General features: G+C 70.7%; 23 protein-coding genes. 9 read left to right on the top strand and 14 right to left on the bottom strand.

The window, feature by feature from the left end; translation table 11 throughout:
• From ABD140_RS05245 to pknB, 4 genes are all read left to right on the top strand, one after another.
• Window positions 1–668: hypothetical protein (locus tag ABD140_RS05245; RefSeq protein ID WP_425544081.1), on the top strand; the 668-nt coding region annotated here is incomplete at its 5' end.
• Between the two features lie 31 nt (window positions 669–699).
• Window positions 700–2,247 (top strand): FtsW/RodA/SpoVE family cell cycle protein, encoded by a 1,548-nt coding sequence (locus ABD140_RS05240; RefSeq protein ID WP_344237259.1) that lies wholly within the window; start codon window positions 700–702, stop codon window positions 2,245–2,247.
• Window positions 2,244–3,761, top strand: coding sequence for a penicillin-binding transpeptidase domain-containing protein (locus tag ABD140_RS05235; protein WP_344237257.1), 1,518 nt, complete (start codon window positions 2,244–2,246; stop codon window positions 3,759–3,761). The genes ABD140_RS05240 and ABD140_RS05235 overlap by 4 nt, the downstream gene beginning before the upstream one ends.
• Window positions 3,762–3,980: 219 nt before the next feature.
• A complete protein-coding gene (gene pknB, locus ABD140_RS05230) occupies window positions 3,981–5,903 on the top strand; it encodes a Stk1 family PASTA domain-containing Ser/Thr kinase (RefSeq protein WP_344237255.1) in 1,923 nt (640 codons plus the stop codon).
• A 150-nt stretch (window positions 5,904–6,053) separates the two neighbouring features.
• Here the strand turns inward: pknB and ABD140_RS05225 are convergent, their stop codons facing one another.
• The 3 genes from ABD140_RS05225 to ABD140_RS05215 are packed head-to-tail and all read right to left on the bottom strand — an operon-like array spanning window position 6,054 to window position 7,515.
• On the bottom strand, window positions 6,054–6,707 hold the full coding sequence (locus ABD140_RS05225; RefSeq protein ID WP_344237253.1) for an anthranilate synthase component II: 654 nt from the start codon (window positions 6,705–6,707) through the stop codon (window positions 6,054–6,056).
• Window positions 6,694–6,861, bottom strand: a complete 168-nt coding sequence (locus tag ABD140_RS05220) for a hypothetical protein (RefSeq protein ID WP_344237251.1) — start codon at window positions 6,859–6,861, stop codon at window positions 6,694–6,696. The genes ABD140_RS05225 and ABD140_RS05220 overlap by 14 nt, the downstream gene beginning before the upstream one ends.
• Before the next feature lie 9 nt (window positions 6,862–6,870).
• A complete protein-coding gene (locus ABD140_RS05215) occupies window positions 6,871–7,515 on the bottom strand; it encodes a class E sortase (RefSeq protein ID WP_344237249.1) in 645 nt (214 codons plus the stop codon).
• Window positions 7,516–7,664: 149 nt separating this feature from the next.
• Between ABD140_RS05215 and ABD140_RS05210 the strand changes: the two genes are divergently transcribed.
• Window positions 7,665–7,922 (top strand): cell division protein CrgA, encoded by a 258-nt coding sequence (locus tag ABD140_RS05210; protein ID WP_344237247.1) that lies wholly within the window; start codon window positions 7,665–7,667, stop codon window positions 7,920–7,922.
• Between the two features lie 267 nt (window positions 7,923–8,189).
• Here the strand turns inward: ABD140_RS05210 and ABD140_RS05205 are convergent, their stop codons facing one another.
• Complete coding sequence (locus ABD140_RS05205; protein ID WP_344237245.1) at window positions 8,190–9,047, bottom strand: rhomboid family intramembrane serine protease; 858 nt, start codon at window positions 9,045–9,047, stop codon at window positions 8,190–8,192.
• A 13-nt stretch (window positions 9,048–9,060) separates the two neighbouring features.
• A complete protein-coding gene (locus tag ABD140_RS05200) occupies window positions 9,061–9,588 on the bottom strand; it encodes a peptidylprolyl isomerase (RefSeq protein WP_344237243.1) in 528 nt (175 codons plus the stop codon).
• A 296-nt stretch (window positions 9,589–9,884) separates the two neighbouring features.
• On the opposite strand from ABD140_RS05200, the gene ABD140_RS05195 reads away from it, so the two are divergent.
• Both ABD140_RS05195 and ABD140_RS05190 read left to right on the top strand, forming a co-directional pair.
• Window positions 9,885–10,778 (top strand): hypothetical protein, encoded by an 894-nt coding sequence (locus tag ABD140_RS05195; protein WP_344237241.1) that lies wholly within the window; start codon window positions 9,885–9,887, stop codon window positions 10,776–10,778.
• 80 nt (window positions 10,779–10,858) lie between these two features.
• The gene (locus ABD140_RS05190; protein ID WP_344237239.1) at window positions 10,859–11,614 is read left to right on the top strand and encodes an acyltransferase; all 756 of its coding nucleotides are present in this window, start codon (window positions 10,859–10,861) and stop codon (window positions 11,612–11,614) included.
• A 1-nt stretch (window position 11,615) separates the two neighbouring features.
• Here the strand turns inward: ABD140_RS05190 and ABD140_RS05185 are convergent, their stop codons facing one another.
• The 4 genes from ABD140_RS05185 to ABD140_RS05170 form a co-directional block, all read right to left on the bottom strand.
• Window positions 11,616–12,437 carry a polysaccharide deacetylase family protein gene (locus ABD140_RS05185; RefSeq protein WP_344237237.1) on the bottom strand — a complete coding sequence of 274 codons (822 nt, stop codon included), beginning with the start codon at window positions 12,435–12,437 and terminating at the stop codon, window positions 11,616–11,618.
• A 176-nt stretch (window positions 12,438–12,613) separates the two neighbouring features.
• Window positions 12,614–14,338 carry a DEAD/DEAH box helicase gene (locus ABD140_RS05180; RefSeq protein WP_344237235.1) on the bottom strand — a complete coding sequence of 575 codons (1,725 nt, stop codon included), beginning with the start codon at window positions 14,336–14,338 and terminating at the stop codon, window positions 12,614–12,616.
• Window positions 14,339–14,543: 205 nt separating this feature from the next.
• Complete coding sequence (locus ABD140_RS05175; RefSeq protein ID WP_344237233.1) at window positions 14,544–14,933, bottom strand: carboxymuconolactone decarboxylase family protein; 390 nt, start codon at window positions 14,931–14,933, stop codon at window positions 14,544–14,546.
• Entirely contained in the window at window positions 14,926–15,750 is an 825-nt protein-coding gene (locus tag ABD140_RS05170; RefSeq protein ID WP_344237231.1) for an NAD(P)-dependent oxidoreductase, read from the bottom strand. The genes ABD140_RS05175 and ABD140_RS05170 overlap by 8 nt, the downstream gene beginning before the upstream one ends.
• A 154-nt stretch (window positions 15,751–15,904) precedes the next feature.
• Here ABD140_RS05170 and ABD140_RS05165 point away from each other — a divergent pair, with 154 nt between their 5' ends.
• Window positions 15,905–16,561, top strand: a complete 657-nt coding sequence (locus ABD140_RS05165) for a TMEM175 family protein (RefSeq protein WP_344237229.1) — start codon at window positions 15,905–15,907, stop codon at window positions 16,559–16,561.
• On the opposite strand, the gene ABD140_RS05160 is transcribed toward ABD140_RS05165, so the two are convergent.
• From ABD140_RS05160 to ABD140_RS05140, 5 genes are all read right to left on the bottom strand, one after another.
• Complete coding sequence (locus tag ABD140_RS05160) at window positions 16,540–17,124, bottom strand: TetR/AcrR family transcriptional regulator (RefSeq protein WP_344237227.1); 585 nt, start codon at window positions 17,122–17,124, stop codon at window positions 16,540–16,542. The two genes, ABD140_RS05165 and ABD140_RS05160, sit on opposite strands and share 22 nt — an antisense overlap.
• Window positions 17,125–17,143: 19 nt before the next feature.
• Window positions 17,144–17,854 (bottom strand): ABC transporter ATP-binding protein, encoded by a 711-nt coding sequence (locus tag ABD140_RS05155; protein ID WP_344237225.1) that lies wholly within the window; start codon window positions 17,852–17,854, stop codon window positions 17,144–17,146.
• Entirely contained in the window at window positions 17,851–18,975 is a 1,125-nt protein-coding gene (locus ABD140_RS05150) for an FtsX-like permease family protein (protein ID WP_344237223.1), read from the bottom strand. Before ABD140_RS05150 ends, ABD140_RS05155 begins: the two co-directional genes overlap by 4 nt.
• 94 nt (window positions 18,976–19,069) lie before the next feature.
• Complete coding sequence (locus ABD140_RS05145) at window positions 19,070–19,723, bottom strand: response regulator (protein WP_344237221.1); 654 nt, start codon at window positions 19,721–19,723, stop codon at window positions 19,070–19,072.
• Window positions 19,713–20,930: a sensor histidine kinase gene (locus ABD140_RS05140; protein ID WP_344237219.1), complete on the bottom strand. Its 1,218-nt coding sequence runs from the start codon at window positions 20,928–20,930 to the stop codon at window positions 19,713–19,715. The genes ABD140_RS05145 and ABD140_RS05140 overlap by 11 nt, the downstream gene beginning before the upstream one ends.
• Before the next feature lie 179 nt (window positions 20,931–21,109).
• Between ABD140_RS05140 and ABD140_RS05135 the strand changes: the two genes are divergently transcribed.
• Window positions 21,110–22,300 (top strand): DUF418 domain-containing protein, encoded by a 1,191-nt coding sequence (locus tag ABD140_RS05135; RefSeq protein WP_344237217.1) that lies wholly within the window; start codon window positions 21,110–21,112, stop codon window positions 22,298–22,300.
• Window positions 22,301–22,361: the final 61 nt, after the last annotated feature.

Genomic DNA, 22,361 nt, shown 5'->3' with positions numbered 1-22,361 from the left:
CGCCGCCACCCGCCGCGGCCCAGGGCGCGCCGGCGGGCGGGCCACCGGGCGAGGCGCCGCCGCAGCGCCGCCGCAAGCCCAAGCCGGCCCTGCTGCTCGGCGCGGTGGGCGTGGTGGGCCTGCTGGTGGTCGCCGCCGGGTACTTCGGCTACACCAGTCTGAACAGCGGCTACTACCTGGGCGCCGAAGGACAGAAGGTCGTCGTCTTCGAGGGCACCAACAAGAGCCTCTTCGGCTTCCCGGCCGCCTCCCGGGCCCCCCAGAAGGAGCAGCCGGCCCTCACCCTGGCCGACCTCCCGAACTCCGAGCGGAGCAAGATCCGCAACAAGTCCTTCCACAGCGACGACCTCGCCGCCATCCGCCGGGAGCTGACCCGCCTGGAGACGGCCTGCAAGATCCAGCTCAGCAAGCAGGACGACACCGTGGTCATCGTCCGCGGCCCGGACCAGCCCGGCTGCCCCAGCGCGCCGCTCACCCAGGACCCCGCCTCCGGCGGCCAGCTCCCCCGGCCCGACCTGCAGACCCTGCCCCCGTCCGCCCTCGCCGAGGCGCAGAGCAAGGAATACCGGACGGTCCAGGACGCGATCAAGGAGCTGACGGTCCTGGCGGAGCGCGCCGCCGGCTGCAAGACGCCGCAGCCTGACCAGAACAACGACTGCCCCAAGTGACGGCGCGTGTGAGGAAGGGACTCCAGGAGTCATGACTGAGGTAGCCACGCCGACGGCCGCGCGGCCACGCCGGGCGGCTTCCCTCGGCCTGCTCGTCTTCGCGCTGGTCGTCACCATCGCGGGCTTCGCCCAGGTCGGTCTGGCCCGCGACGGCAGCCTGCCCACGAACATGTTCGGGTACGCGCTGGCGATCGTCGCGCTGGCCGCCGTCGCCTACTTCGTGATGCAGAAGTGGACGCCGTACGCCGACCCGCTCCTGCTGCCCCTGGGCGTGCTGCTCAACGGCCTCGGGCTGATGATGATCTACCGCATCGACCAGACGACGACCGCCGACTTCCCCGAGGAGAAGACGCGGTTCGAGGCCGCCAACCCCGGCGTGAAGTACGTGCCGTTCGGCGCGGGCTCCGACGTCATGGGCCAGCTGATGTGGACGGTCCTGTCCATCGGCCTGTTCATCGCCGCCCTGATCATCATCAAGGAGGTCAAGGCCTTCCAGCGGTACCACTACACGCTGGGCGCGATCGGCCTCGTCCTGCTGATGCTGCCGATGGTCCCGGTGATCGGCACCGAGCTCAACGGCGCACGGATCTGGATCAAGCTCGGGCCGTTCTCCCTCCAGCCCGCCGAGTTCTGCAAGCTGGCCTTCGTCGTGTTCTTCGCCGCCTATCTGGTGAAAAAGCGGGCGGCGCTCTCCCTGGTCCAGCGCAAGATCTGGTTGCTGGAGCTACCGCGCTCGCGCGACCTCTACCCGATCCTCGCCTTCTGGATCCTCACCCTGATGGTCCTGGCCGTGGAGAACGACTTCGGCACCGCGCTGCTGTTCTTCGGCCTGTTCGTCAGCATGATCTACATCGCCACGGGGAAGGCGTCCTGGGTCTTCATCGGCCTGAGCCTCTTCATCGGCGGCGTGCTCATCATCTACATCGGCGCCCAGCTGATCGGTATCGAGCACATCAACCAGCGCGTCGAGATCTGGTTGTCGCCCGAGAACTACTTCGGCGGCGGCTGCAAGCTGCCCGACGGCACCGTCGACAACATGCTGGACGGCAAGCCCGCCACCCAGGCCGAGTGCTGGGACCTGGGCGGCAGCTACGCCGAGAGCGACCAGCTCATGGCCGGCCTGTACGCCATGGGCGAGGGCGGCGTGCTGGGCACCGGGCTCGGCCAGGGCCAGCCCTACCGCACCCCGCTGGCGTTCAGCGACGAGATCTTCACCTCCCTCGGCGAGGAGCTCGGCCTGACCGGCCTCATGGCCCTCCTGATGCTCTACGTCCTGCTGGTGGAGCGCGGCTTCAAGGTCGCCATCGCCACCAAGGACGAGTTCTCCAAGCTCTTCGCGGGCGGCGTGTCCTTCGTCTTCGCCCTCCAGATCTTCGTGATCACCGGCGGTGTCACCAAGCTGATCCCGTTCACCGGCCTGACCACGCCGTTCCTCTCCCAGGGCGGTTCGTCACTGCTGGCCAACTGGGTGCTGATCGCCCTCCTGATCCGGCTCAGCCACGAGGCGCGCAAGCCCGCTCCCGTGGCGATCCAGGACGAGGGCATGACGCAGATCGTCAACGTGGGGAACCTGCGATGAACAAGATGTCGATGAACGACCAGCTCAAGCGGGTGGCCCTGGTCGGACTGGCGCTGATCGCCGTCCTGATGATCAACGCCAACTACATCCAGGCCTACCAGGCGGAGGACCTGCGCAAGCACAAGTTCAACAACCGGCAGCACCAGGGGATCTTCCTGCGGCCCCGCGGCGACATCTACTCCGCGGACAAGGTGCGGCTCGCCTACTCCGAGAAGCTGAGCCCCGACAGCAAGAAGTCGAAGTACCAGCGGAAGTACGTCAAGAACGCCGAGGTCTTCGTCCCCGTCACCGGGTACTTCACCAGCAACCTGAGCAAGGCCGGGGTGGAGCTGTCCTTCGACTCCATCCTCGACGGCCAGGACGAGCGGCAGACGGCCACCTCCTGGATCAAGACGCTGGCGGGTGAGAAGCCGCTGGGCGGCAACGTCTACACCACGGTCGACGCCAAGGCCCAGCAGGTGGCCTACCAGCGGCTCCACGCCCAGGGCGCCACCCGAGGCGCAGCCGTCTTCATCGACGCGAAGACCGGCGCGGTCAAGGTCGCGGCGGGCTTCCCGTCCTTCGACCCCAACACCGTCGCCGACATCCAGAAGCCGGACGCCGTCTCCGCCGCCCTGGACAAGCTGACCAAGGACCGGCAGCAGCCGATGGTCAACAAGGCGTACGCCGAGCTCTTCCCGCCCGGCTCGTCCTTCAAGACCGTGGTGGCCGCGGCCTTCCTCAGCAAGAGCGGCAACAGCATGGAGACGTCGGTCCCCGCCCAGGCGGCGATCCCGACCGGTGGCAGCAAGCCGATCGAGAACAGCCACAACGACGGCATCAACTGCGGCCTTCCGATGGCCCCTCTGATCAGGACCTTCGCCCACTCCTGCAACACCACCTACGCTCTGCTCGGCGCCGAGGACCAGTACCTGGGCAACGAGGCGGTGCGCGCCCAGTCGGAGAAGTTCGGCTTCTACAAGCGGATCCCGATCGAGGACGACCTGACCGCCCCGGCCTCGGAGTACCCGCACAACGTGCAGAACCGCGACGAGATCCTGCGCGGCTCGTTCGGCCAGGGCGAGACCAAGGCCACCCCTCTGCAAATGGCGCTGATCGGCGCGGCGATCGCCAACGGCGGCGAGATGATGAAGCCGTACCTGGTCGAGAAGGCCGTCACCCGGGTCGAGGGCGACGACGGCAAGCCCGCGGAGTCCGGCACGATCTACAAGGCCGACCCGTCCTCGATGGGCAAGCCGATCAGCAGCGACTCCGCCGGCCAACTGCAGGAGATGATGCGCCGGGTGGTCGCCGACGGCACCGCCGGCGTGTTGCAGGGCCGCAACATCGCGGGCAAGACCGGCACCACCGAGCTGACCGTGGGTCGTGGTGGCGCCTGGTTCGTCGGGTTCGCCCCCGCGGACAAGCCCAAGTACGGCTTCGCCGTCTTCGTCGAAGGCAGCGACAAGATCTTCGGCGCCAGCTCCGCGGGTCCGATCGCCGCCGACATCTTCAACGCCCTGACCCAGAAGTGACGGACACCTGATGACGGTTTCGCCCGTGGAGACTCCGGTCACATCGGAACTGATGGGACGGCCCTCCGCAACCTCCGCAGGACCGCGCTCTGCAGCCGCCCGGCCGTCGGCGAGGACCGCCACGACGACGACTCGTCACGAACCCGATCCCGAAAGCACTACCGCTCGGGCGCTAGGTTCGGGTAACAAGGTTCGACTCGGATCAAAGGACTGCGAGACATGACACAGCCTCGGCTGCTTGGCGGCCGTTACGAGCTCGGTGCCGTCATCGGGCGCGGAGGCATGGCCGAGGTGTTCCGTGCCCGCGACCTCCGGCTCGACCGCACGGTGGCCATCAAGACCCTCCGCACCGACCTGGCCAGGGACGCCACGTTCCAGGCCCGGTTCCGGCGCGAGGCCCAGTCGGCGGCCTCGCTCAACCACCCGTCGATCATCGCGGTGTACGACACCGGCGAGGACGACTTCGACGGCCAGCCCGTCCCCTACATCGTCATGGAGCTGGTCGAGGGCCACACGCTGCGCGAGCTGATCCGGCCGGAGAACGGCGCGGAGCGGCGGCTGCGGCCCGAGCGCGCGCTGGAGATCGTCGACGGGATCCTGCGCGCCCTGGACTACTCCCACCGCGGCGGGATCATCCACCGCGACATCAAGCCCGCCAACGTCATGCTGACCCGCGACCACGAGGTCAAGGTGATGGACTTCGGCATCGCCCGCGCGATGTCGGACTCCGCGGCCACCATGACCGCGACCGCCCAGGTGATCGGCACCGCCCAGTACCTCTCGCCCGAGCAGGCGCGCGGCGAGCGGGTGGACGCCCGCAGCGACCTGTACTCCACCGGCTGCGTGCTGTACGAGCTGCTGACCGCCCGGCCGCCCTTCCAGGGCGACTCGCCGGTCGCGATCGCCTACCAGCACGTGCGGGAGGAGCCGATCCCGCCGTCCCAGCTCGACCCGGAGATCCCCCAGTGGGCCGACCGGATCGTGCTGAAGGCGATGACCAAGGACCCGGCGCACCGCTACCAGAGCGCGTCGGAGTTCCGCGCCGACATCCAGCGGGCGATGCAGGGCGTCCAGGTCGCCTCGCAGAGCACCTCGACCATGGTGGTGCCGCCGATGGCCGGCACCCAGGTGATGGGCCAGGTCCCCGGCAACCCGACGCGGGTGCAGCAGCCGGTCGGCCCCGCCACCTACGCGGGGCAGGGCGGCTACGACGACCTGCCTCCCGTCCGGTACGACGAGCCCACCCAGGGCGGCGGCCGGCGGCGGGCGGTCGCCTCCAACGACGACGAGCCCGGCAAGAAGGCGCAGAAGGCCGCCTTGTGGGTGCTGCTGGGGGTCGTGGTCGTCGGCGTCTTCGCCGGTCTGGCCATGCTGCTGACCAGCGGCGGCGGTGACGACGAGGAGCCCGCCGCGGAACTCGTGGCGATCGAGCGCGTCGAGGGCATGTCCCGGGACGAGGCGATCAAGATCCTGCAGGGTCAGGGCTTCACCGTCGACCCCCGGGAGCAGGCCAGCGACTCCGTGCCCAAGGGCAAGGTCATCGGCACCGACCCCGAGGGCGGCCAGGAGGTCGACAAGGGCAGCGCCGTCACCCTGCTCGTCTCCACCGGCAAGGAGAAGGTGACGGTCCCCGGCGACCTGGTCGGCAAGCCCTTCGGCGAGGTCCAGCAGATCCTCCAGAAGGCGGGCTTCCTGGTCCAGTCGCGGGAGCAGAACAGCGACTCGGCCGAGCCCGGCACGGTCCTGAAGGTCCAGCCCGGATCCGGCTCGTCGGTGAACAAGGGCGCGACGATCAACGTCACCGTCGCCAAGGCCGTGGACAAGAAGATCGTGCCCGACCTGATCGGCGCCGACGAGGTGACCGCCAAGGCGCGGCTCAAGGACGCCGGCTTCAACAAGTTCCAGTTCACCACCGTGCCGGCGGAGGGCGGGGCCGTTCCCGGCACCGTCTTCAAGACCAACCCGGTCGCGGGCACCGAGGCGACGGTGAACACCACGATCGTGGTCTACATCGCCGCGCAGCCGGAGACCCCGCCGGAGCAGACGCAGCCGCCCACGGACCCGAACCAGCCCGATCCCGGCCAGCCCGACCCGGGCCTGCCGCCGGGCCAGGAGGACGACACCGACCCCGTCGAGCCGTGAAGCGTCCCTGAGACGCGCTGAGACGCCAGAAGAGCCCCGGACTCCGAGTCCGGGGCTCTTCTGCGTCGCTGAGGCCTGGAGCGTCTGTTCACCTGATTCTCCGGGCACGAAAAAAGGGCTTCCGCCACTCGGGGGCGATGGCGGAAGCCCTCATACGGTCTTCGTCGCGGCAGGGGCCGTTGTTACAGATTCCTGGAAAGAACTTGAAGAAAAAACTCCTCGGGACCGGAGCGAACGCAGCCAGGCGCCCAGGAGGGCGTGCCCGTGCTCGCTGAGCACCGACTCGGGGTGGAACTGCACGCCCTCCAGCGGGGCCGTCCGGTGCCGCAGGCCCATGATCACGCCGTCGGGGGTGGTGGCGGTGACCTCCAGCTCCGGCGGCACCGAGCGGGGGTCGACGGCCAGCGAGTGGTAGCGGGTGGCGCGGAAGGGCGACGGCAGGCCGGCGAAGACGCCCTGTCCGTCGTGGTGGATCTCGCTGGTGTAGCCGTGGACGACCTGCGGGGCGCGGGCGACCCGGGCTCCGCAGGCGTACGCGAGCGCCTGGTGGCCGAGGCAGACGCCCAGGACGGGCGGCCCGCCGTACCGGGCGGCGGCCAGCAGCGCCAGGCAGACGCCGGTGTCGGCGGGGTGCCCGGGGCCGGGGCTGAGCAGCACCCCGTCCATGCCGGAGGCGTGCTCGGGGCGCACCTCGTCCCGGTCGAGGACCCGGCAGTCGGCGCCGAGCTCCCGCAGGTACTGGACGAGGTTGTAGACGAAGCTGTCGCGGTTGTCGACGACGAGGACGCGCTCAGCCGTCCTCATGGATGGTCCCGCGGTCGAACTGGATCATGGGCTCCACCCACGGGAAGACGACGTACCACAGCAGCGCCGCCGCGGCGAGGACGAGCGCCGCGGCGATCGCGGCCCTGGCGAGCGGGCTCTTGGCGGGGAGGTGACGCCAGATCCACAGGTACATGGGGTCGCCTTACTTCTGGCCCCCGTCGTTCACACGGGGAAGCTGCCGGTCGAGCTCACCGAAGATGATGAGTCGCTGGGCCGCAGAATACTTGGGATGGCAGGTGGTGAGCGTGATCAGTTTCTTCTTCGGCTTGCGGCCGGGGTGGAAGGGGACCGGCGCGGTCACCTCGATCCGGGTCGGCGCGACGACCTGGGCGCCGGTCACCCGGTAGACGTACTGGGTGCTGCGGGTGTCGATGAGGATCTCGTCGCCGGCCTTCAGCCTGTCGACCTTGTTGAAGGGCGCGCTGTAGGTCGTGCGGTGCCCGGAGACCACGAAGTTGCCGGTCTGGCCGGGCATCGCGGTCCTGGCGTAGTGGCCGGGGCCGCGCCGCAGATCGTCCGGGGAGGTGCCCTCGACGATCACGTACCGGTACTTCTTGCCGAACTTCGGGATGCGGATCAGCGCCATCCCGTCGCCGAGCCTCACCTTCTCCCGGGTGACGTCGGCGGCCGCGGGCTCGGCCCAGCGGGCGTCCAGCTGCTCGGCGAGCGTCGTCTGCTGGGCCTGGGTGTAGCGTCCGGTGCCCCACAGCGTGTAGGTCACGAACAGGAGCACGACCACCCCGAAGGTGATGAAGAGCTCGCCGAGTGCCTTGATGAATCCGCGCATCAACCCAGCTCCCTCACCCGGATCAACCTACCAGCGGCGTACTCGGCGTCCGGGGACGCTGCGCCCACGTGCGGAGAACGATTAGACTTCAACGGACTGGACGTTTGCGCGGGAGACGCGCGACCCCGCGTTCGTTGAGGAGACTACCCGTGGCCAAGTCCAAGACCCGCAAGAAGGCCGTCTACACTCCGCCCGTGCGGGCGGAGAAGGTCGCGGTCACCCCGCGCTGGCTGGTGCCCGTGATGCTCGCCGCCTGGCTGATCGGCCTGGGCTGGATCGCCACCTACTACGTCGGCGCCAGCACCGCCTCCGACGTCCCGCTGATCAGCGACCTGGGCAACTGGAACCTCGGCATCGGCTTCACGCTGATCATCTTCGGGGTGATCCTGTCCACCAAGTGGCGGTAATCCCTACCCACATAACGCGTGGACCAATCCACGAATGTTTTCCACAGCCTGGGGACAACGACTCATATCGTCCCCGGGCTGTTCGGGTCACCGCAGGGATGACGCGCGCCCGGCGGCGCGCCACCAGTGGCTGAACGCGCGCTGACGCGCACTGCACGATCCACGGGGATGACACGTCCGCCCGGCGGCGCACCGCCCGCGGAAGGGACACGCCGGGGCGTGTCGGGTGTTCTGCGGGAAGTGCGCGTGCCGGGCGGAGTGCGGGCCTCAGGTGAAGGCCGCCGTGCGGAGCACGATCAGGACGAGCAGGAGTGCCGTGATCGCGCCTGCGGCGCCGAACTGGACGGCCGTGCGGTTCTGCCGGGGGGCGTGGGCGTAGGCGAACGCCAGCAGGCCGCCGGTGACGAGGCCGCCCACGTGGCCCTGCCAGCTGATGTTCGCGCCGCCCAGCAGCGGGATCACGAAGGTGAACGCCAGGTTCAGGACGATCACGACGGCGATCGGCCTGATGTCCAGGTTCATCCGGCGGGAGATCACGAAGATCGCGCCGAAGAGGCCGAAGATGGCTCCGGACGCGCCCGCGGTGTTCGACAGGTAAGGCGAGGCCAGGTAGACCAGCGTCGAGCCGCCCAGCGCGCTCACCCCGTACAGCACGAGGAAGCGCGAGCGGCCCAGCCACAGCTCCAGGGACTGGCCCACCGCCCACAGCGCCCACATGTTGAGCGCCAGGTGCGTCACCCCGTTGTGCAGGAACGCCGAGGTCAGCAGCCGGTAGTACTCGCCCTCGGCGACCAGCGGCGGGATCAGCCCGAAGTCGTAGCGGATCAGATCGGCGTCCCCCAGCCCGTACTGCAGCAGGAAGACCACGACGTTGACCGCGATCAGCGCGTAGGTCAGCCGCGGAACGGTGGCCACCTCGCCGCCGAACCTGCCCTTGGCGTGCCGGATGTCGCGGTTGCCCTGGTGGACGCATTCGGGACACTGGAAGCCGACCGACGCCTCGACCATGCAGTCGGGGCAGATCGGCCGTTCGCAGCGCGTGCAGCGCACGTACGTCTCGCGTCCGGGGTGCCGGTAGCAGGTGGGCACCCCGGTCTGCTCGGAAGCCGGGGGAGTGTCTGTCACGTCAGGACAACGGTCAGCGGCGCTCGATCGTCACCGACTCCAGCTTGACTTCCTCCTTCGGCCGGTCACCGGGAAGCGTCTCGACCTTGCCGATGACGTCGACCACGTCCTGGCCCTCGACCACCTCGCCGAAGATGGTGTGGCCGCCGTTCAGCCACGGGGTCGGCACGGTGGTGATGAAGAACTGCGAGCCGTTGGTGCCCCGGCCGCCCTGGATGCCCGCGTTGGCCATCGCCAGCAGGTAGGGGCGGTCGAACCTGTTCTGCGCGTGGATCTCGTCGTCGAACTGGTAGCCGGGGCCGCCGACGCCGCGGCCCAGCGGGTCGCCGCCCTGCAGCATGAAGTTGTCGATCACCCGGTGGAAGATCGTCCCGTCGTAGAGCGGCGTCTTGGAGACGACGCCGGTCTCCGGATGCCGCCACTCCTTCGTGCCCTCGGCCAGACCCACGAAGTTCTCGACGGTCTTGGGAGCCAGTTCGGGGAACAGGCGAATGACGATCTTCCCCTGGCTGGTGTTGAACGTCGCAAGTGTCTCGGCCATGGCTCCTCCTGATGGTTGTCAGCACCGACCCCGTCATCCTGCCACGGTCTTCAAGCTCCACGTTCACAAGGTGTGACGTGCGCCCGGGTCAGGTGTGACGTGCAGGGCGCAGGGAAGGGAGGTTTCAGGACCGTCAGCTATTCGGGGGAGGAAACGTGTCCATGCGCCGTTCCGTGAAGAGAGCGCCCAAGGAGGTCGACCGGAGGCTCCGCCTGAAGACCCGAGGCGTGTCCGGTGCTCTGCAGAACTCCGGCATGCCGGGCCACCGTTCGAAGGGCATGGGTCACCCGAAGGGGATGAGCCGTCCCACGGGCATGGCCCGCCGGGGCATGAGCCGCCCGAAGGGCATGGCCCGCTCCATGGGCATGAACGGCTCGAAGCGCTTCGGCCGTTCGATGGGCATGGGCGGCTCGAAGGGCCTGGGCCGTTCCATGGGGATGGGCCGCTCGAAGGGTCTCGGCCGCTCCATGGGGATGGGCGGCTCCATGGGGGCGGGCCACTCGATGGGGATCGGCCGCTCGAAGGGCCTGGGCCGCTCGAAGGGTCTCGGTCGCTCCATGGGGATGGGCGGCTCCATGGGGACGAAGGGCCGTGGCGCCATGGCCGGGAAGCTGGCCGGGTCCCAGCTGAAGTCCCGGGCGCGCACCGGCATATCGCGCGCGCGGACCGGGGCCTCCCGCGTGCAGACGGGGATGCACCGGTCGCAGACGGGGATGCACCAGGCGCACACCGGCGCCACGAAGGCCATCGCCTGGATGATCCCGGCCTCGATCGCCGCGCGCCGGGTGGCCTCCCACCGGATGACCGCCGCCCGCGGCTGGACCGCGCCGCGGATCGAGCGCGCCGCCGTCTACTTCAACGGCAGCATGGCGCCGAAGATCGGCTCCGCGCTGAGCGACACCGCCGCCTGGATCGAGCCGGACAAGCACCGCCACCGCACCCGCAACACCCTGCTGGGCGGTCTCGCCGTGTGTCTGGCGGGCGCCGCCGTCGCGATGATGACGTCCCGGCGCCGGCACCAGATGGAGCACCTGCTGGAGCCGGAGGAGAGCCTGGAGACCGAGCGCTACCGCCGGGAGCAGACGTACTCGGGCTCCTACGGCCCGAGCGCCACCGGCCAGAGCCCCTCTTCCTACGGGGGCGGTTCGGTCTCGGGCACCCGCGGCACGGGCGGCATCGCGCCCGAGTGAGACCCGGGTGAGCTGCGCTGACCGGGCTACCCGCCCTACCGGCGGGTAGCCCATTTTTTAGGTACATGTACCTTTACCCCATGTTCAAGGATGGCGCGCGCCGACTGGCCGGAGAAGCCGTGCACCGGGCCTACGCACTGATCCGCAGGCTGGGCGAGATCAGCCCCGCCTCCCCCGGGGGCAAGCGCTTCCACCATCTGGGCGAAGGCGCGTGCATCGCCTTCCCGCAGGGCGCCATCTTCGGCGAGCCCTGGATCTCGGTGGGCGCGCACACCCTGGTCGGCACCCACGTGTCCATCTCCGCGGGCTTCGTCCCCGGGCTGGACCTGGGACCCGACGTCATCGTCCGGATCGGCGGGAGCTGCTCCATCGGCCGGGGCAGCCACATCGTCGGCCACCAGTCGATCGTCATCGGCGACGACGTGTTCACCGGTCCCTACGTCTACATCACCGACCAGAACCATACGTACGCGCAGATCGACGCGCCCATCGGCCGGCAGTGGCCGGAGAACAGCGCCGTCGAGATCGGCGACGGCTGCTGGCTGGGGACCGGGTCGATCATCCTGCCGGGGACGAGGCTGGGTAAGAACGTGGCGGTGGCCGGCGGCGCGGTGGTCCGCGGCGAGTTCCCCGACAACTGCGTCATCGCGGGCGTGCCGGCGAAGATCGTCCGCCGCTACGACGCCGAGGACGGCTGGCTGCCGCCGATGAAGAACCGGCCGACCGCCACCGCCGAGGAGCTCGCCCTGCTGTCCCTGGACGGTCTGCGCGGCCTCCAGGAGCTCCAGGACCGCATCCGCGGGGAGGACGCCGCCAAGCGCGAGCAGGCGGGCTGACTCAGCGCCCCAGGTACTTCTTGCCGGGCTTGGGCTTCTTCTCACCTTCCGAGGCCGCCAGGACGTCCGAGACGGACGCCAGGGTCAGCCCCTTGCGCTTGGCCGCCTTGAGGATGCGCGGAACGGCGTCCACGGTCGTGGGGTGGATGTCGTGCATGAGGATGATCGAGCCCTCGCGCAGCCCCTTGATGGCGCGGCGGGCGACGAGGGCGCTGTTCTTGTTGCGCCAGTCGTCGGTGTCCACGCTCCACAGGACCACCGCCATGCCGTCCTTGCGGGCGTGCTGCTCGACCCGCTTGTCGGTGGCGCCGTAGGGCGGCCGGAAGAGGTTCGGGGGGAAGCCGAGCACGCTCCTGACGATGCGGCTCGTCCCGTCCAGCTCACGTTCGACGGACTTGTCGGATTCCGCGGTGAGCTGCAGGTGCTTCTGGGTGTGGTTGCCGACCTCGTGGCCCTCTTCGGCCTCGCGCAGAAGGACGTCGGGGTACTGCGCGGCGTTCAGGCCGATGACGAAGAACGTCGCCTTCGCCTTGGCGGCGGCGAGCATGTCCAGCAGCCGCTCGGTGTCGGGTCCCGGCCCGTCGTCGAAGGTCAGCGCGACGCACTTGAGCTTGCGGCAGTCGGTCTTCGGCCGCTCGAAGCTCGGCGGCAGGGTCGGCAGTGGCGGAAGCAGCGGTTCATCCGGTTTCTCCGCCGCCTGTGCGTGCTTCTTCTGCGCCCAGGTCCACTCGATCCGGTGGGCGTCGCTCGCCGATCCCCCCGAGATCAGCATCAGCCCCATCAGCCCGGCGACACCGATCGCCAGCCGCCTACCCCAACGCACGGCTCCCCGCATTCCTCGCGGCCGTCACGGCCATCGGAGTTGAGAACTCTGTCGCCATAAAAGACGAGAAAGCCCTAGAAGCAAGAAATGCTACAGGCCGGACCCGTCTTCGGGCCCGGCCTGTCGCGTTGGTCGGTGGAGCTCAGGTCGCGGCGCCGGTCAGCGGCGCCCGCGACTCAGGCGGTCGTCGAACGGCGCTGGCGGTACGGGCGCTCGCCGCCCGAGGAGTTCCCGCCGCCGTGCCGGCCCGCGCCGCCGCGGTGGGCGCGGTTGCCGCCGCCCTCGCGGTCGTTGCGCTCCCGGTACGGACGCCCGCCGCGCTCGCCGTCGCGGCCGCCGTCACGACCACCCTGGTAGCCGCCTTCGCGGTTGCCCTGGTAGCCGCCGCTCTCACGGTTGCCCTGGTAACCGCCTTCGCGGTTGCCGCCCTGGTAACCGCCGCCTTCGCGGCCGCCCTGGTAGCCGCCCTCACGGTTGCCGCCCTGGTAACCGCCTTCGCGGTTGCCCTGGTAGCCGCCCTCGCGACCGCCGCGGTAGGGACGGCGCCCGCCCTCGGAGGAGCCGCCGCCCTCGCCGTCGCGGAACCGGCGCGGACCGCCGCCGCCGCGGCGCGGGCCGCGGCCGAAGCCGCCGCCCTGGCGACGCGGGCGCTTCTCCTGCTCGGGGATGATCGGCTCGGGGATGGGCTCGCCGGAGGGCTCGCGGGCTCCGGTCAGCGCGATCAGCGCCGGGTCCATCGAGGTGACCTTGAGCCGCTCGGCCTGGATGCCGGCGCGGCGCATCATCGACGTGGTCGCCCGCACCTGGTGGGAGAGCACCATCGTGACGACGGTGCCCTTCTCCCCCGCCCGCGCGGTGCGGCCGGCGCGGTGCATGTAGTCCTTGTGGTCGGCCGGCGGGTCGACGTGCAGCACCAGGGTGACGTCGTCCACGTGGATGCCGCGCGCGGCGACGTCCGTGGCGACCAGCACGCTGATGCGGCCCTCGCGGAACTCGGCCAGCGTGCGGGTGCGCAGGTTCTGCGACTTGCCGCCGTGCAGGCCCGCCGCGCGCACGCCGACCGACGTGAGCTGCTTGGCGATCCGGTCGACGCCGTGCTTGGTGCGGGCGAACAGGATCGTCCGGCCCTCACGGTTGGCGATCTCGGCGGTGATGGTGTTCTTCTCCTTCGGCGGGACCAGGAGAAGGTGGTGCTCCATCGTGTCGACCGTGTCGTCGATCTCGCTGAGCGCGTGGGTGACCGGGTCGTTGAGGTACTTGTTGACCAGGACGTCGACCTCGCGGTCGAGGGTGGCCGAGAACAGCATCCGCTGCCCGCCGGGCCGGACCTCGTTCAGGATGTCGGTGACGTCGGGCAGGAAGCCCATGTCGGCCATGTGGTCGGCCTCGTCCAGCACCGCGATGCGCACGTCCGACAGGTCGCAGGCGCCCTGGCGCATGAGGTCCTTGAGGCGGCCGGGGGTGGCCACCAGGATCTCGACGCCGCGGCGCAGCGCGTCGATCTGGCGGGGCATCGAGGTCTGGCCGATGACCGTCTTCATCCGCAGGCCGACGGCGCGGCCGAGCGGCTCGATGACGGTCTGCACCTGCTGGGCCAGCTCGCGGGTCGGCACCAGGATCAGGCCGAGCGGCTTCTTCGGCCGGGCCTGCTGGTGGGCGAGCAGGGTGAGCAGGGGGAGGCCGAAGCCGAGGGTCTTGCCGGAGCCGGTCTTACCGCGGCCCAGGATGTCCCGTCCGGCGAGCGCGTCGGGGATCGAGGCGGCCTGGATGGGGAAGGGGTGGGTGATCCCGCCGCGCGCGAGGGAGTCCACCAGCGCGCTGGGCAGGCCGAGCTCGGCGAAGGAGGGCAGGGTCTCTTCTTCCGTGGCGGGGGTGGGCAGGGCAGGGGATACGTCTGACACGTACAGCCTTCCGAGAGGGGGGCACGTCTCGGGAGGCCCCCTGTGCCGGCGGCACGTGAATGAGGAGGGTCGCTGCAAGGACGAGCCCGGCGGCCGAGGACCGGCACACCGTGAAATGGGTGAACACTGGACTAACGTCGGGAGAACCAGGTTTATGCCAGGTTCTCCACAACAGCTGCTCAGCATACCCGCCTTCGCCCGGCGGCTAGGCCGTTCCGTCCCGCCGCGCCGCCTTCTCCCTGCGGGCGATCAGGCCCTCCACCTGCCCGTTCAGCTTGGCACCCATCGGCCAGCCGACGTAGTGCGTGAGGAAGATGACGATCTCCCGCAGCTCGGCGGCGTCGAGCTCGCCGTTGTCCAGGGCGGCGGGGAGCTGGAGGTCCAGCACGTCGTTGAGGCCCTGTCCGGCCAGCAGGCCGATGAGCAGCAACCTGCGCTCGCGCATGGTCAGGCCCTCGCGGGTCCAGATCTCGGCGAAGAGGTGGTCGACGGTGTAGCCGAAGAACTCGTCGCCGGGGCTGTCGGTGACGTCGAAGCCGTAGACCTCGGTCATCTTGCGCAGGCCCAGCTCACGCCGTCCGGTCGCGTCAGTCACGGGGCACCCCCAGGGATTCGGGCAGCAGTTCGGCGGCGAGTTCGGCCAGGGGGGTCGCCACGCCCAGCTCGCCGGCGAGCTCCCGGGCCAGGGCCAGGTCCTTGTCGCCCAGGGCCAGGACGTGCGTGAAGACGTCGTGCAGGGGGTCGTCGGCGGCCAGGGGGCCGGTCTCGGACCGGAGCATGATCGAGCCGGGCCCGCCGGTGATCCCGTCGCTGTGCCGCACCACCCGGGCCAGCCTGCGCAGGGAGACGCCGGCCGCCTCGGCCAGGCGCTGCGCCTCGCCCGCGGCGGTGAAGGCGACGAAGTGCAGCAGGTTGCGGGCGAGCTTGGCGTGGGTGCCCGCGCCGACCGGCCCCATGTGCACGGTCAGCCCCGACCAGGGGGCGAAGGCCTCCTGGCAGCGGGCGAATGCCTCCTTGGAGCCGCCGACCATGACGGCGAGATCGCCCTGGTGGGCTCCCATGAAGCTGCCGCTGACGGGCGCGTCGACGACCTCCACCCCGTACGGCTCGGCCTCGGCCGCCAGCTCGACGGCGGTCTGGGCGCGGACCGTGGAGTGGATCGCGATGACCGACCCGGGGGAGAGCAGCGGCAGGAGGACGGCGCAGACCTCCCGCACCTGGGCGTCGTCGCGGACCATCAGCCCGACGACGTCCGCCTCGGCGACGTCCTCCAGCCTGCGGGCGCCCCTGGCGCCCTTGTCCACCAGCTCCTGTACGGCCTCCGGGCGCACGTCGTAGACGATCACGCCGTGTTCCGCCAGGTGACCGGCCATCGGGGCGCCCATCTGGCCCAGGCCGACGAAACCGATCATCACCGCACCTCGCCGGGGGAGTCCGCCGTCGTGTACCAAACGATTGTTTTAGACACGTGTCCAGATTACGGTCCAGGTCATCTCCCGGCAAGGAACCGGGGAACTCCAGCGCTTCCCCGCAGGTGCGCGCGGCACGCCGCGCAAGATTCGACCCATGCGATCCGGCAGCCCGCTGCTCCCCAAGCTGGGGGTGGAGCGGCTCAACGCCTTCTCCGACGGGGTCTTCGCCATCGCCGCGACCCTGCTGGTCCTCGACCTGAGCACGCCCGACGACCTCACTCCCGAGCAGTTCCGCGCGGACCTGTACCACAACATCCCGTCCATGCTGACCTACCTGCTCAGCTTCGCGGTGGTCGGCGTCTTCTGGGTGCGCCACCACCAGATCCTCTCGCTGGCGCGGGCCGTCTCCCCCGGGCTGCTCCTGCTGAACCTGCTCTTCCTGGCGCTGATCGCCCTGATCCCGTTCCCCACGTCGCTGCTGGGCAACTACTACGACGACCCGCTGGCACCCGCGTTCTACGCGACCGTCGTGGGGTGCGCCGACGTCATCAACATGGGGCTGATGCTCTTCATCGGCCGCAGGCCCGACCTGCGGCGGCCCGGCCTGCATCCGGCGCTGGTGCGCGCCCATCTGCTGCGGCCCGGCCTCTCGGGGCTGATCGCCTTCGCGTCCGTTCCCGTCGCCTACCTGGTCTCCGCCGGGGCCGCCGAGCTCACCTGGCTCCTGCTGATCCCCGTCCGGCTCCTCGTCTCCCGCCACGTCCACCGCAGGGTGGCGAGCCGGGCCGATCAGGAGGAGCCGCGGAGGTAGGGCTCCAGGAGTTCGCGGGCGAGGGCGCGTGCCTTCTCCTCGGCGAGGGCGCCGCTCTCCAGCATCAGGGACGCGCGCTGGATGACGGCCTGGATCAGCTCACCCATCTCCGCGGGGTCGTCGCAGCCCAGGGCGACGAGCGCCTCGTCCAGGGGGGTGCGCAACCGGTCGTGCAGGACCTTGCTGGACTCGGCCAGGAACTCCCTGCGGGCGAAGGCGGCCAGCCCGCGGGCGATGGCGTGCTCGCCGGAGGCCACCAGGTGGAGGTTGGCGTCCACGTAGGCCAGGGCGCGGTCCGCCGGGGCGGACGCCTCATCGACGCGCGCCTCGACGTAGGCCGCCCACCGGGGGAACATCTCGATGATGACGGCTTCCAGCAGGTCGTCCTTGGAGCCGAAGTACTGGTAGATGCTGGAGCGGGCCAGGCCGGTGCGCTTGGCGACCGCGGCCAGGCTCGGCGGCTCGCTTCCGCCCTCGGCGAGGATGCCCCGTGCCGCGTCCAGGATGGCCTTGCGCTGCATGGCGCGGTGCTCCGCGACGGTGGCCGCCTGAATCTTCGGCACGGGATCTCCCCACTCCTGCCTAGTCGATGCGCGAGAGCCTTCCGTCGACCATCTCGTGGACGGTGTCGCAGTGGCCCAGCACGTCATGGTCGTGCGTCACCATGATGGTGGCCACTCCATGTTCCCTGGTCTCGCGGGCGAGCAGTTCGACGATCTCGCGGCTGCGCTGCCGGTCGAGCGCGGCGGTCGGCTCGTCCACCAGGAGCAGGCTCGGGCCGGTCATCAGCGCGCGGGCGATGCCCACCCGCTGGCGCTCGCCGCCGGAGAGCTGGTGCGGGCGCCGCTTCGCCTTCTCGGCCAGCCCGACCTCGGCGAGCAGCTCCAGCGGATCGCGCCCCTTCTTCCCGCCGAACTTCACGGGCAGGCGCAGCTGGTCCTCGGCCGTCAGCGCCGGGATCAGGTTGCCGGACTGGAAGACGAACCCGATGGCCTCCCTGCGCAGCGCCGTACGCTCCCGATTGCCGGCGACCGTCATGTCGCGGCCGGCGACCAGCACGGTGCCGGATGTGGGCGTCGTGAGGCCGCCCGCGACGGCCAGGAGGCTGGACTTTCCGGCGCCGGACGGACCGACGATGGCGACGAACTCCCCCGGCTTCACGACGAGCGACACGTCGCTCAGCGCGTTGACGATGTCTTCGCCGTCGCCGATCTGCAGGTTCACGTCCCGCATGACCAGCCCCGATGTGCTCTTCTCGGAACGTGCCTCGGACACGGTCTCGGCCGGTTTCATCGGCTGCCTCCCAGGGCGGTCAGGGGATCCACGGCGGTGATGCGCAGCACCGCGCCGAGCGCGCCCGCCACGCCGAGGAGGACGAGCAGCGCGGCGGCCGTCGCGACGGCGCCGGCCTCCAGCGCGAACGGCGCGGTGCCGCCGATCAGGCTGCCGAGCCCGACGCCGACGGCCACGCCGACGCCCACCGCCAGGGCCAGGAGGATGAGCGCCTGGGCGAGGGCGTCGCGCAGCAGGTAGCCCGTGGGCGCGCCCATCGCGCGCATCACGGCGATCTCCTGCTTGCGCTGGATCGTCAGGACGGTGAAGAACGCGCCGACGACCAGCGCGGAGATGGCGTAGAGGAACACCTCGATGAGCTGGAGCGTCGCCGTCTCGGCGCTGTAGCCGGGGGAGGCGTCGAAGGAGTCGGCCAGGGCGAGGCTCTCGGTGCCCGCCGCCCGGTCGCCCGCCGCGAGGTCGGCGGAATCACCCTTCACTGCGACCGCGGTGATCTCCCGGTAGGCGCGCTCGGGCACCTCGTCGCCCGGTCCCGCTCCGACGTGCACCTCCTGCCAGGTGCGCAGCGGCACGTAGGCGACGTCCACGTGGCCGTAGGTGTGCTGGTCGGGGAGCGTCCCGACGACCTTCAGCTCGGTGCCGATCCGGGCGATCTTGATCGTGTCACCGATCTTGATCCCGTCGTCGACGGCCGTCTTGCTGACGACGATCCCGGCGGGGGCGTCGCCGCTCAGCCGCGCGCCCTGGGCGACCGCGGGCGAGAGGTAGGAGCCGGGCTCCACGCCGAACAGCGCCAGGTCGATCTCGACGCCGTCGCCGCTGCGGCCGTTGACCAGGACGTTCCCGAACGGCGCGGCGTCCTCCACCCCGTCCCGCTCGGCCCAGGCCCGGACCGCGGCGGTGTCCACGACGCTGCGCGAGAAGGCCGACGCGTGCTGCACGCCCTTCTCGAAGGCGAAGGACGTCGCGGGGAGCCGCTGCAGCCCGGACACTCCGTCGTTGACCAGCCCCACCGACAGTCCGGAAAGCAGCACCATGAGCACGGCGATCAGCGCCACCACGGCGCCCATGAGCCCGAACCGGGCGCGGGCGAACTTCAGTTCCTTCAGTGCCAGGAACACGGGCACCGTCCCTGGGACGGGATTTTTATCGACATCATGTCGGCATCGTATCGACGCCTTGTCGATAACCCTGGGCACCCCCTTTTTCCGGGTCTCATCCCGCCGGGCGGCCGCCGAGGCCCTGCTCCCGCGCGAGGATCGCGGCCTGCACGCGGGAGCGCAGGTCCAGCTTGGTCAGGATGTGGGAGACATGCGACTTCACGGTCGTCTCGCCGATGTTGAGGCGGCGCGCGATCTGCTGGTTGGACAGGCCCTCGCCCAGGCGGACGAGGACGTCGCGCTCGCGGTCGGTGAGCTCGTCCAGGCCCGGGGGCCGGGCCGGGGCGGGGGCGGGCGCGACGAACCGGGAGATCACCCGGCGGGTCACCTCCGGGGACAGCACGCCCTCGCCGCGCGCCACCAGGCGCACCGCCTCCACCAGCCGCGGGGCCTCGACGGACTTGATCAGGAAGCCCGCGGCCCCGGCCTGCAGCGCGCTGTAGACGTACTCGTCGAGATCGAAGGTCGTGAGGATCAGGACCTGGCAGACGCCCTCCCGGACCAGGACCCGGGTGGCCTCGATGCCGCCGCCCGGCATGCGGACGTCCATCAGCACCACGTCGGGCCGCAGGCTCCGGGCCATCCGCACCGCGCCGTCGCCGTCCGCGGCCTCGCCCACGACCTCGATGTCCTCGGCCCGGTTCAGGACGAGCACCAGCCCCTGCCGCACCGCCGCGTGGTCGTCCGCGACCAGCACCCTAACGCTCATTCCGCTCCCTCTCTCCCGCCACGGGGAGCACCGCGTGGACCCGCCAGCGGTCGCCGTCCCGTCGCGCCGTCACCGTTCCCCTGATCGCCGCGGCCCGCTCGCGCATGTTGAGCAGCCCGGCTCCCGCGCCGGGCAGGACGGGCTCCCCGCCCCGCGTCAGCTCGTTGACGACCTCCACGTGCAGGTCGCCGCCCTCGGGGAACACCCTGACCCACGAACGCGCCCCGGCCGCGTGCTTGATCGCGTTGGTCAGCGCCTCCTGCACGATCCGGTAGGCGGTGAGGTCCACGGAGGCGGGCAGCCCGGCCGGCGGCGCCGCGCCCCCTTCGACGGCGACCTCCAGTCCGGCGGCCCGCGCCGAGTCCAGCAGGAGGTCCAGCTCCGCCAGCCGGGGCGGCGCCGTGTCGGGGATCCGCCGGTCCTGCGGATCCTGGCTGCGCAGCAGTTCGATCATGGCGCGCATCTCCCGCAGTGCCTCGACGCTGTTCTGCCGGATGGCGCGCAGCACGTCGTCGACGATCTCCCGCTCGTCCCGCCTCGGATCCACCGCGCCGGACTGGAGGGCGATGGCCGACAGATGCCCGGCGATCACGTCGTGCAGGTCCCGCGCCATCCGCGCCCGCTCCTCCGCGACGGCCGAACGGCGGTCGAGCTCGGCGATCCTGGCCTGCTGCTCGGCCCGCAGCCGCTCCGTCTCGGCGGTCTCGCGCTCCTGGCGCACCGTCACGCCCCACCACACCGGGACGAGGACGAGGTCCAGCATCAGCAGGACCAGCAGGACGACGACCTGCAGGTCCTGCGCCGTGGCGAAGAGGACCACCGCGATGGCGACCGTCAGCGCCATGACGGTGCGCGCGAGCAGGCGGCTCGCCCTCTTGGAGGCGTGGAGGACCGCGCTGTGGAGCAGTTCCCACAGCGCCAGCAGCATGGCGACGCTGAAGCCCGCCAGCAGGTCGAGCGCGCCGAATAGCACGCCGACGCCGAGCGCGGGCAGCGGCCTGGTCCTGCGGACCAGGACGGCGGCGCAGGCGCCCGCGAGCACGACCAGCCGCCACGGGAGGGGGACCGGCCAGGGCGGCTCCTTGCCCCAGGCGAAAGGATCCCAGCCGGCCGAAAGGAACACGACGCCCAGGACGAACAGCCCCGCCGCGGGCAGGACGTCTTTCCGCGCGAGGCTCCGACCCCGCAGGACACCGGTAACGGACACATGATGATGAAACCACGGCAGTCGTCGGTTCCCCCGCCCGTTCTCCCTGTTCAGAGGGCATCTCATCCGAAAGTCGGAGCCGCGGGAGGCGGATCCGGCCGGCCGTCCTCCGAAGTGATGGCGGGCTCCCCTACCGATCGCCGAAGACGCGGCGGGCCGCCTCCGATGAGACTCCCGTCATGGAACAAGGCACGGTTCTCCCGCCTGCGAAGGCGGCTCCGTCGGCAGCGTCGGGCACGGACCGGCGCATCGATGTGCTGGACGTCCTCCGGGGCATCGCGATCATCGGCACGCTCGGCACGAACATCTGGCTCTTCACCCACCCGATGGGGCCGCCGAGCATCTTCTCCGCCGCGCCCGACACCGGATCCGCCCTGGAGCTCCTCCTCCGCTACCTCACGAACGGCAAGTTCCTGGCGCTGCTCACCCTCCTGTTCGGCGTGGGCCTGGAGCTCCAGTACCGGTCCGCTCTGCGGAAGGGGAAGCGCTGGCCCGGCTGGTACCTGTGGCGGACCGCCCTGCTGTTCGTCGAGGGGGCGCTGCACTTCGTCCTCGTCTTCGAGTTCGACGTCCTGGTCGGCTACGCGTTCATCGCGCTGATCGTCGCCTACCTGGTCGGCCGCGGCGAACGCAGCGTACGCCGGTGGATGGCGGGGATGGGCGCGGTGCACCTGGCGCTGGTCGTCCTGATCACCTTCGCCCTGCTCACGGCGAACGCCTCCGGCGGCGGCGCGCTCGGGCACCCCGACGTCTACGCCGCGGGCGGCTACCTCGACCAGGTCGAGCTGCGGCTGAGCCGGTTCCTCCTGTTCCGCTTCGAGACGTTCCTCGTGATCCCGATGGGCGTCGTGCTCTTCCTCCTCGGCTCCCGCCTGCTTCAGGCCGGGGCGTTCGAGGACGGCGAGCGCGGCACCCGCCTCCGCAACCGGCTGATGCTCGTCGGGCTGGGCGTCGGCGCCCCCCTGAACCTGGTGACCGCCTTCGCGGGCCCCGCCTGGTTCATGGTGGACCGGTACCTGCTGCCGCCGCTGGTGGCCGTCGGCCTCCTCGGCCTGGTCACCACCCTGGTGCACCGCGCCACCGGCGTGCCCGGCCTCTTCCGCCGCGGCATGACGGCGGTCGGCCGGACCGCCCTGTCCGGCTACGTGTTCCAGAACCTGGCGGCCTCCGCGCTCTGCTACGGCTGGGGGCTGGGGCTCGCCGCCCGGCTCGACTGGGCGCGCCCGTGGTGGCCGGTCCTCGCCTGGGCCGGGATCGTCACCACGCTCACGATCCTGTCGTCGCTGTGGCTGCGGAGGTTCAGCCGGGGACCGCTGGAACTCGTCTGGCACCGGGCGTACCTGGCTCCCCAGCGCTCGGACCGCTCCTGAACCCGCCCTCGCGCGAGGGGCACCCGGCGGACCGGCGGCGCCGCGCCGGTGCCGCCGACGG

The sequence above is a fragment of the Actinocorallia libanotica genome (assembly GCF_039525175.1).
In the GTDB taxonomy this organism is placed as follows: Bacteria; Actinomycetota; Actinomycetes; order Streptosporangiales; family Streptosporangiaceae; genus Actinocorallia; species Actinocorallia libanotica.
Note: the sequence above shows the minus strand (reverse complement) of the source record. Positions and strands in the feature narration are given on the sequence as shown.

Excerpts from the sequence above, each read along its gene's own strand:
- ABD140_RS05240 (WP_344237259.1), top strand. The coding sequence starts at position 700 with ATGACTGAGGTAGCCACGCCGACGGCCGCGCGGCCACGCCGGGCGGCT.
- ABD140_RS05195 (WP_344237241.1), top strand. The coding sequence starts at position 9,885 with ATGAGCCGTCCCACGGGCATGGCCCGCCGGGGCATGAGCCGCCCGAAG.
- ABD140_RS05155 (WP_344237225.1), bottom strand. The coding sequence starts at position 17,854 with ATGAAACCGGCCGAGACCGTGTCCGAGGCACGTTCCGAGAAGAGCACA.
- ABD140_RS05170 (WP_344237231.1), bottom strand. The coding sequence starts at position 15,750 with ATGATCGGTTTCGTCGGCCTGGGCCAGATGGGCGCCCCGATGGCCGGT.
- ABD140_RS05145 (WP_344237221.1), bottom strand. The coding sequence starts at position 19,723 with ATGAGCGTTAGGGTGCTGGTCGCGGACGACCACGCGGCGGTGCGGCAG.
- ABD140_RS05190 (WP_344237239.1), top strand. The coding sequence starts at position 10,859 with ATGTTCAAGGATGGCGCGCGCCGACTGGCCGGAGAAGCCGTGCACCGG.
- ABD140_RS05135 (WP_344237217.1), top strand. The coding sequence starts at position 21,110 with ATGGAACAAGGCACGGTTCTCCCGCCTGCGAAGGCGGCTCCGTCGGCA.
- pknB (WP_344237255.1), top strand. The coding sequence starts at position 3,981 with ATGACACAGCCTCGGCTGCTTGGCGGCCGTTACGAGCTCGGTGCCGTC.
- ABD140_RS05235 (WP_344237257.1), top strand. The coding sequence starts at position 2,244 with ATGAACAAGATGTCGATGAACGACCAGCTCAAGCGGGTGGCCCTGGTC.
- ABD140_RS05225 (WP_344237253.1), bottom strand. The coding sequence starts at position 6,707 with ATGAGGACGGCTGAGCGCGTCCTCGTCGTCGACAACCGCGACAGCTTC.
- ABD140_RS05200 (WP_344237243.1), bottom strand. The coding sequence starts at position 9,588 with ATGGCCGAGACACTTGCGACGTTCAACACCAGCCAGGGGAAGATCGTC.
- ABD140_RS05165 (WP_344237229.1), top strand. The coding sequence starts at position 15,905 with ATGCGATCCGGCAGCCCGCTGCTCCCCAAGCTGGGGGTGGAGCGGCTC.
- ABD140_RS05215 (WP_344237249.1), bottom strand. The coding sequence starts at position 7,515 with ATGCGCGGATTCATCAAGGCACTCGGCGAGCTCTTCATCACCTTCGGG.
- ABD140_RS05220 (WP_344237251.1), bottom strand. The coding sequence starts at position 6,861 with ATGTACCTGTGGATCTGGCGTCACCTCCCCGCCAAGAGCCCGCTCGCC.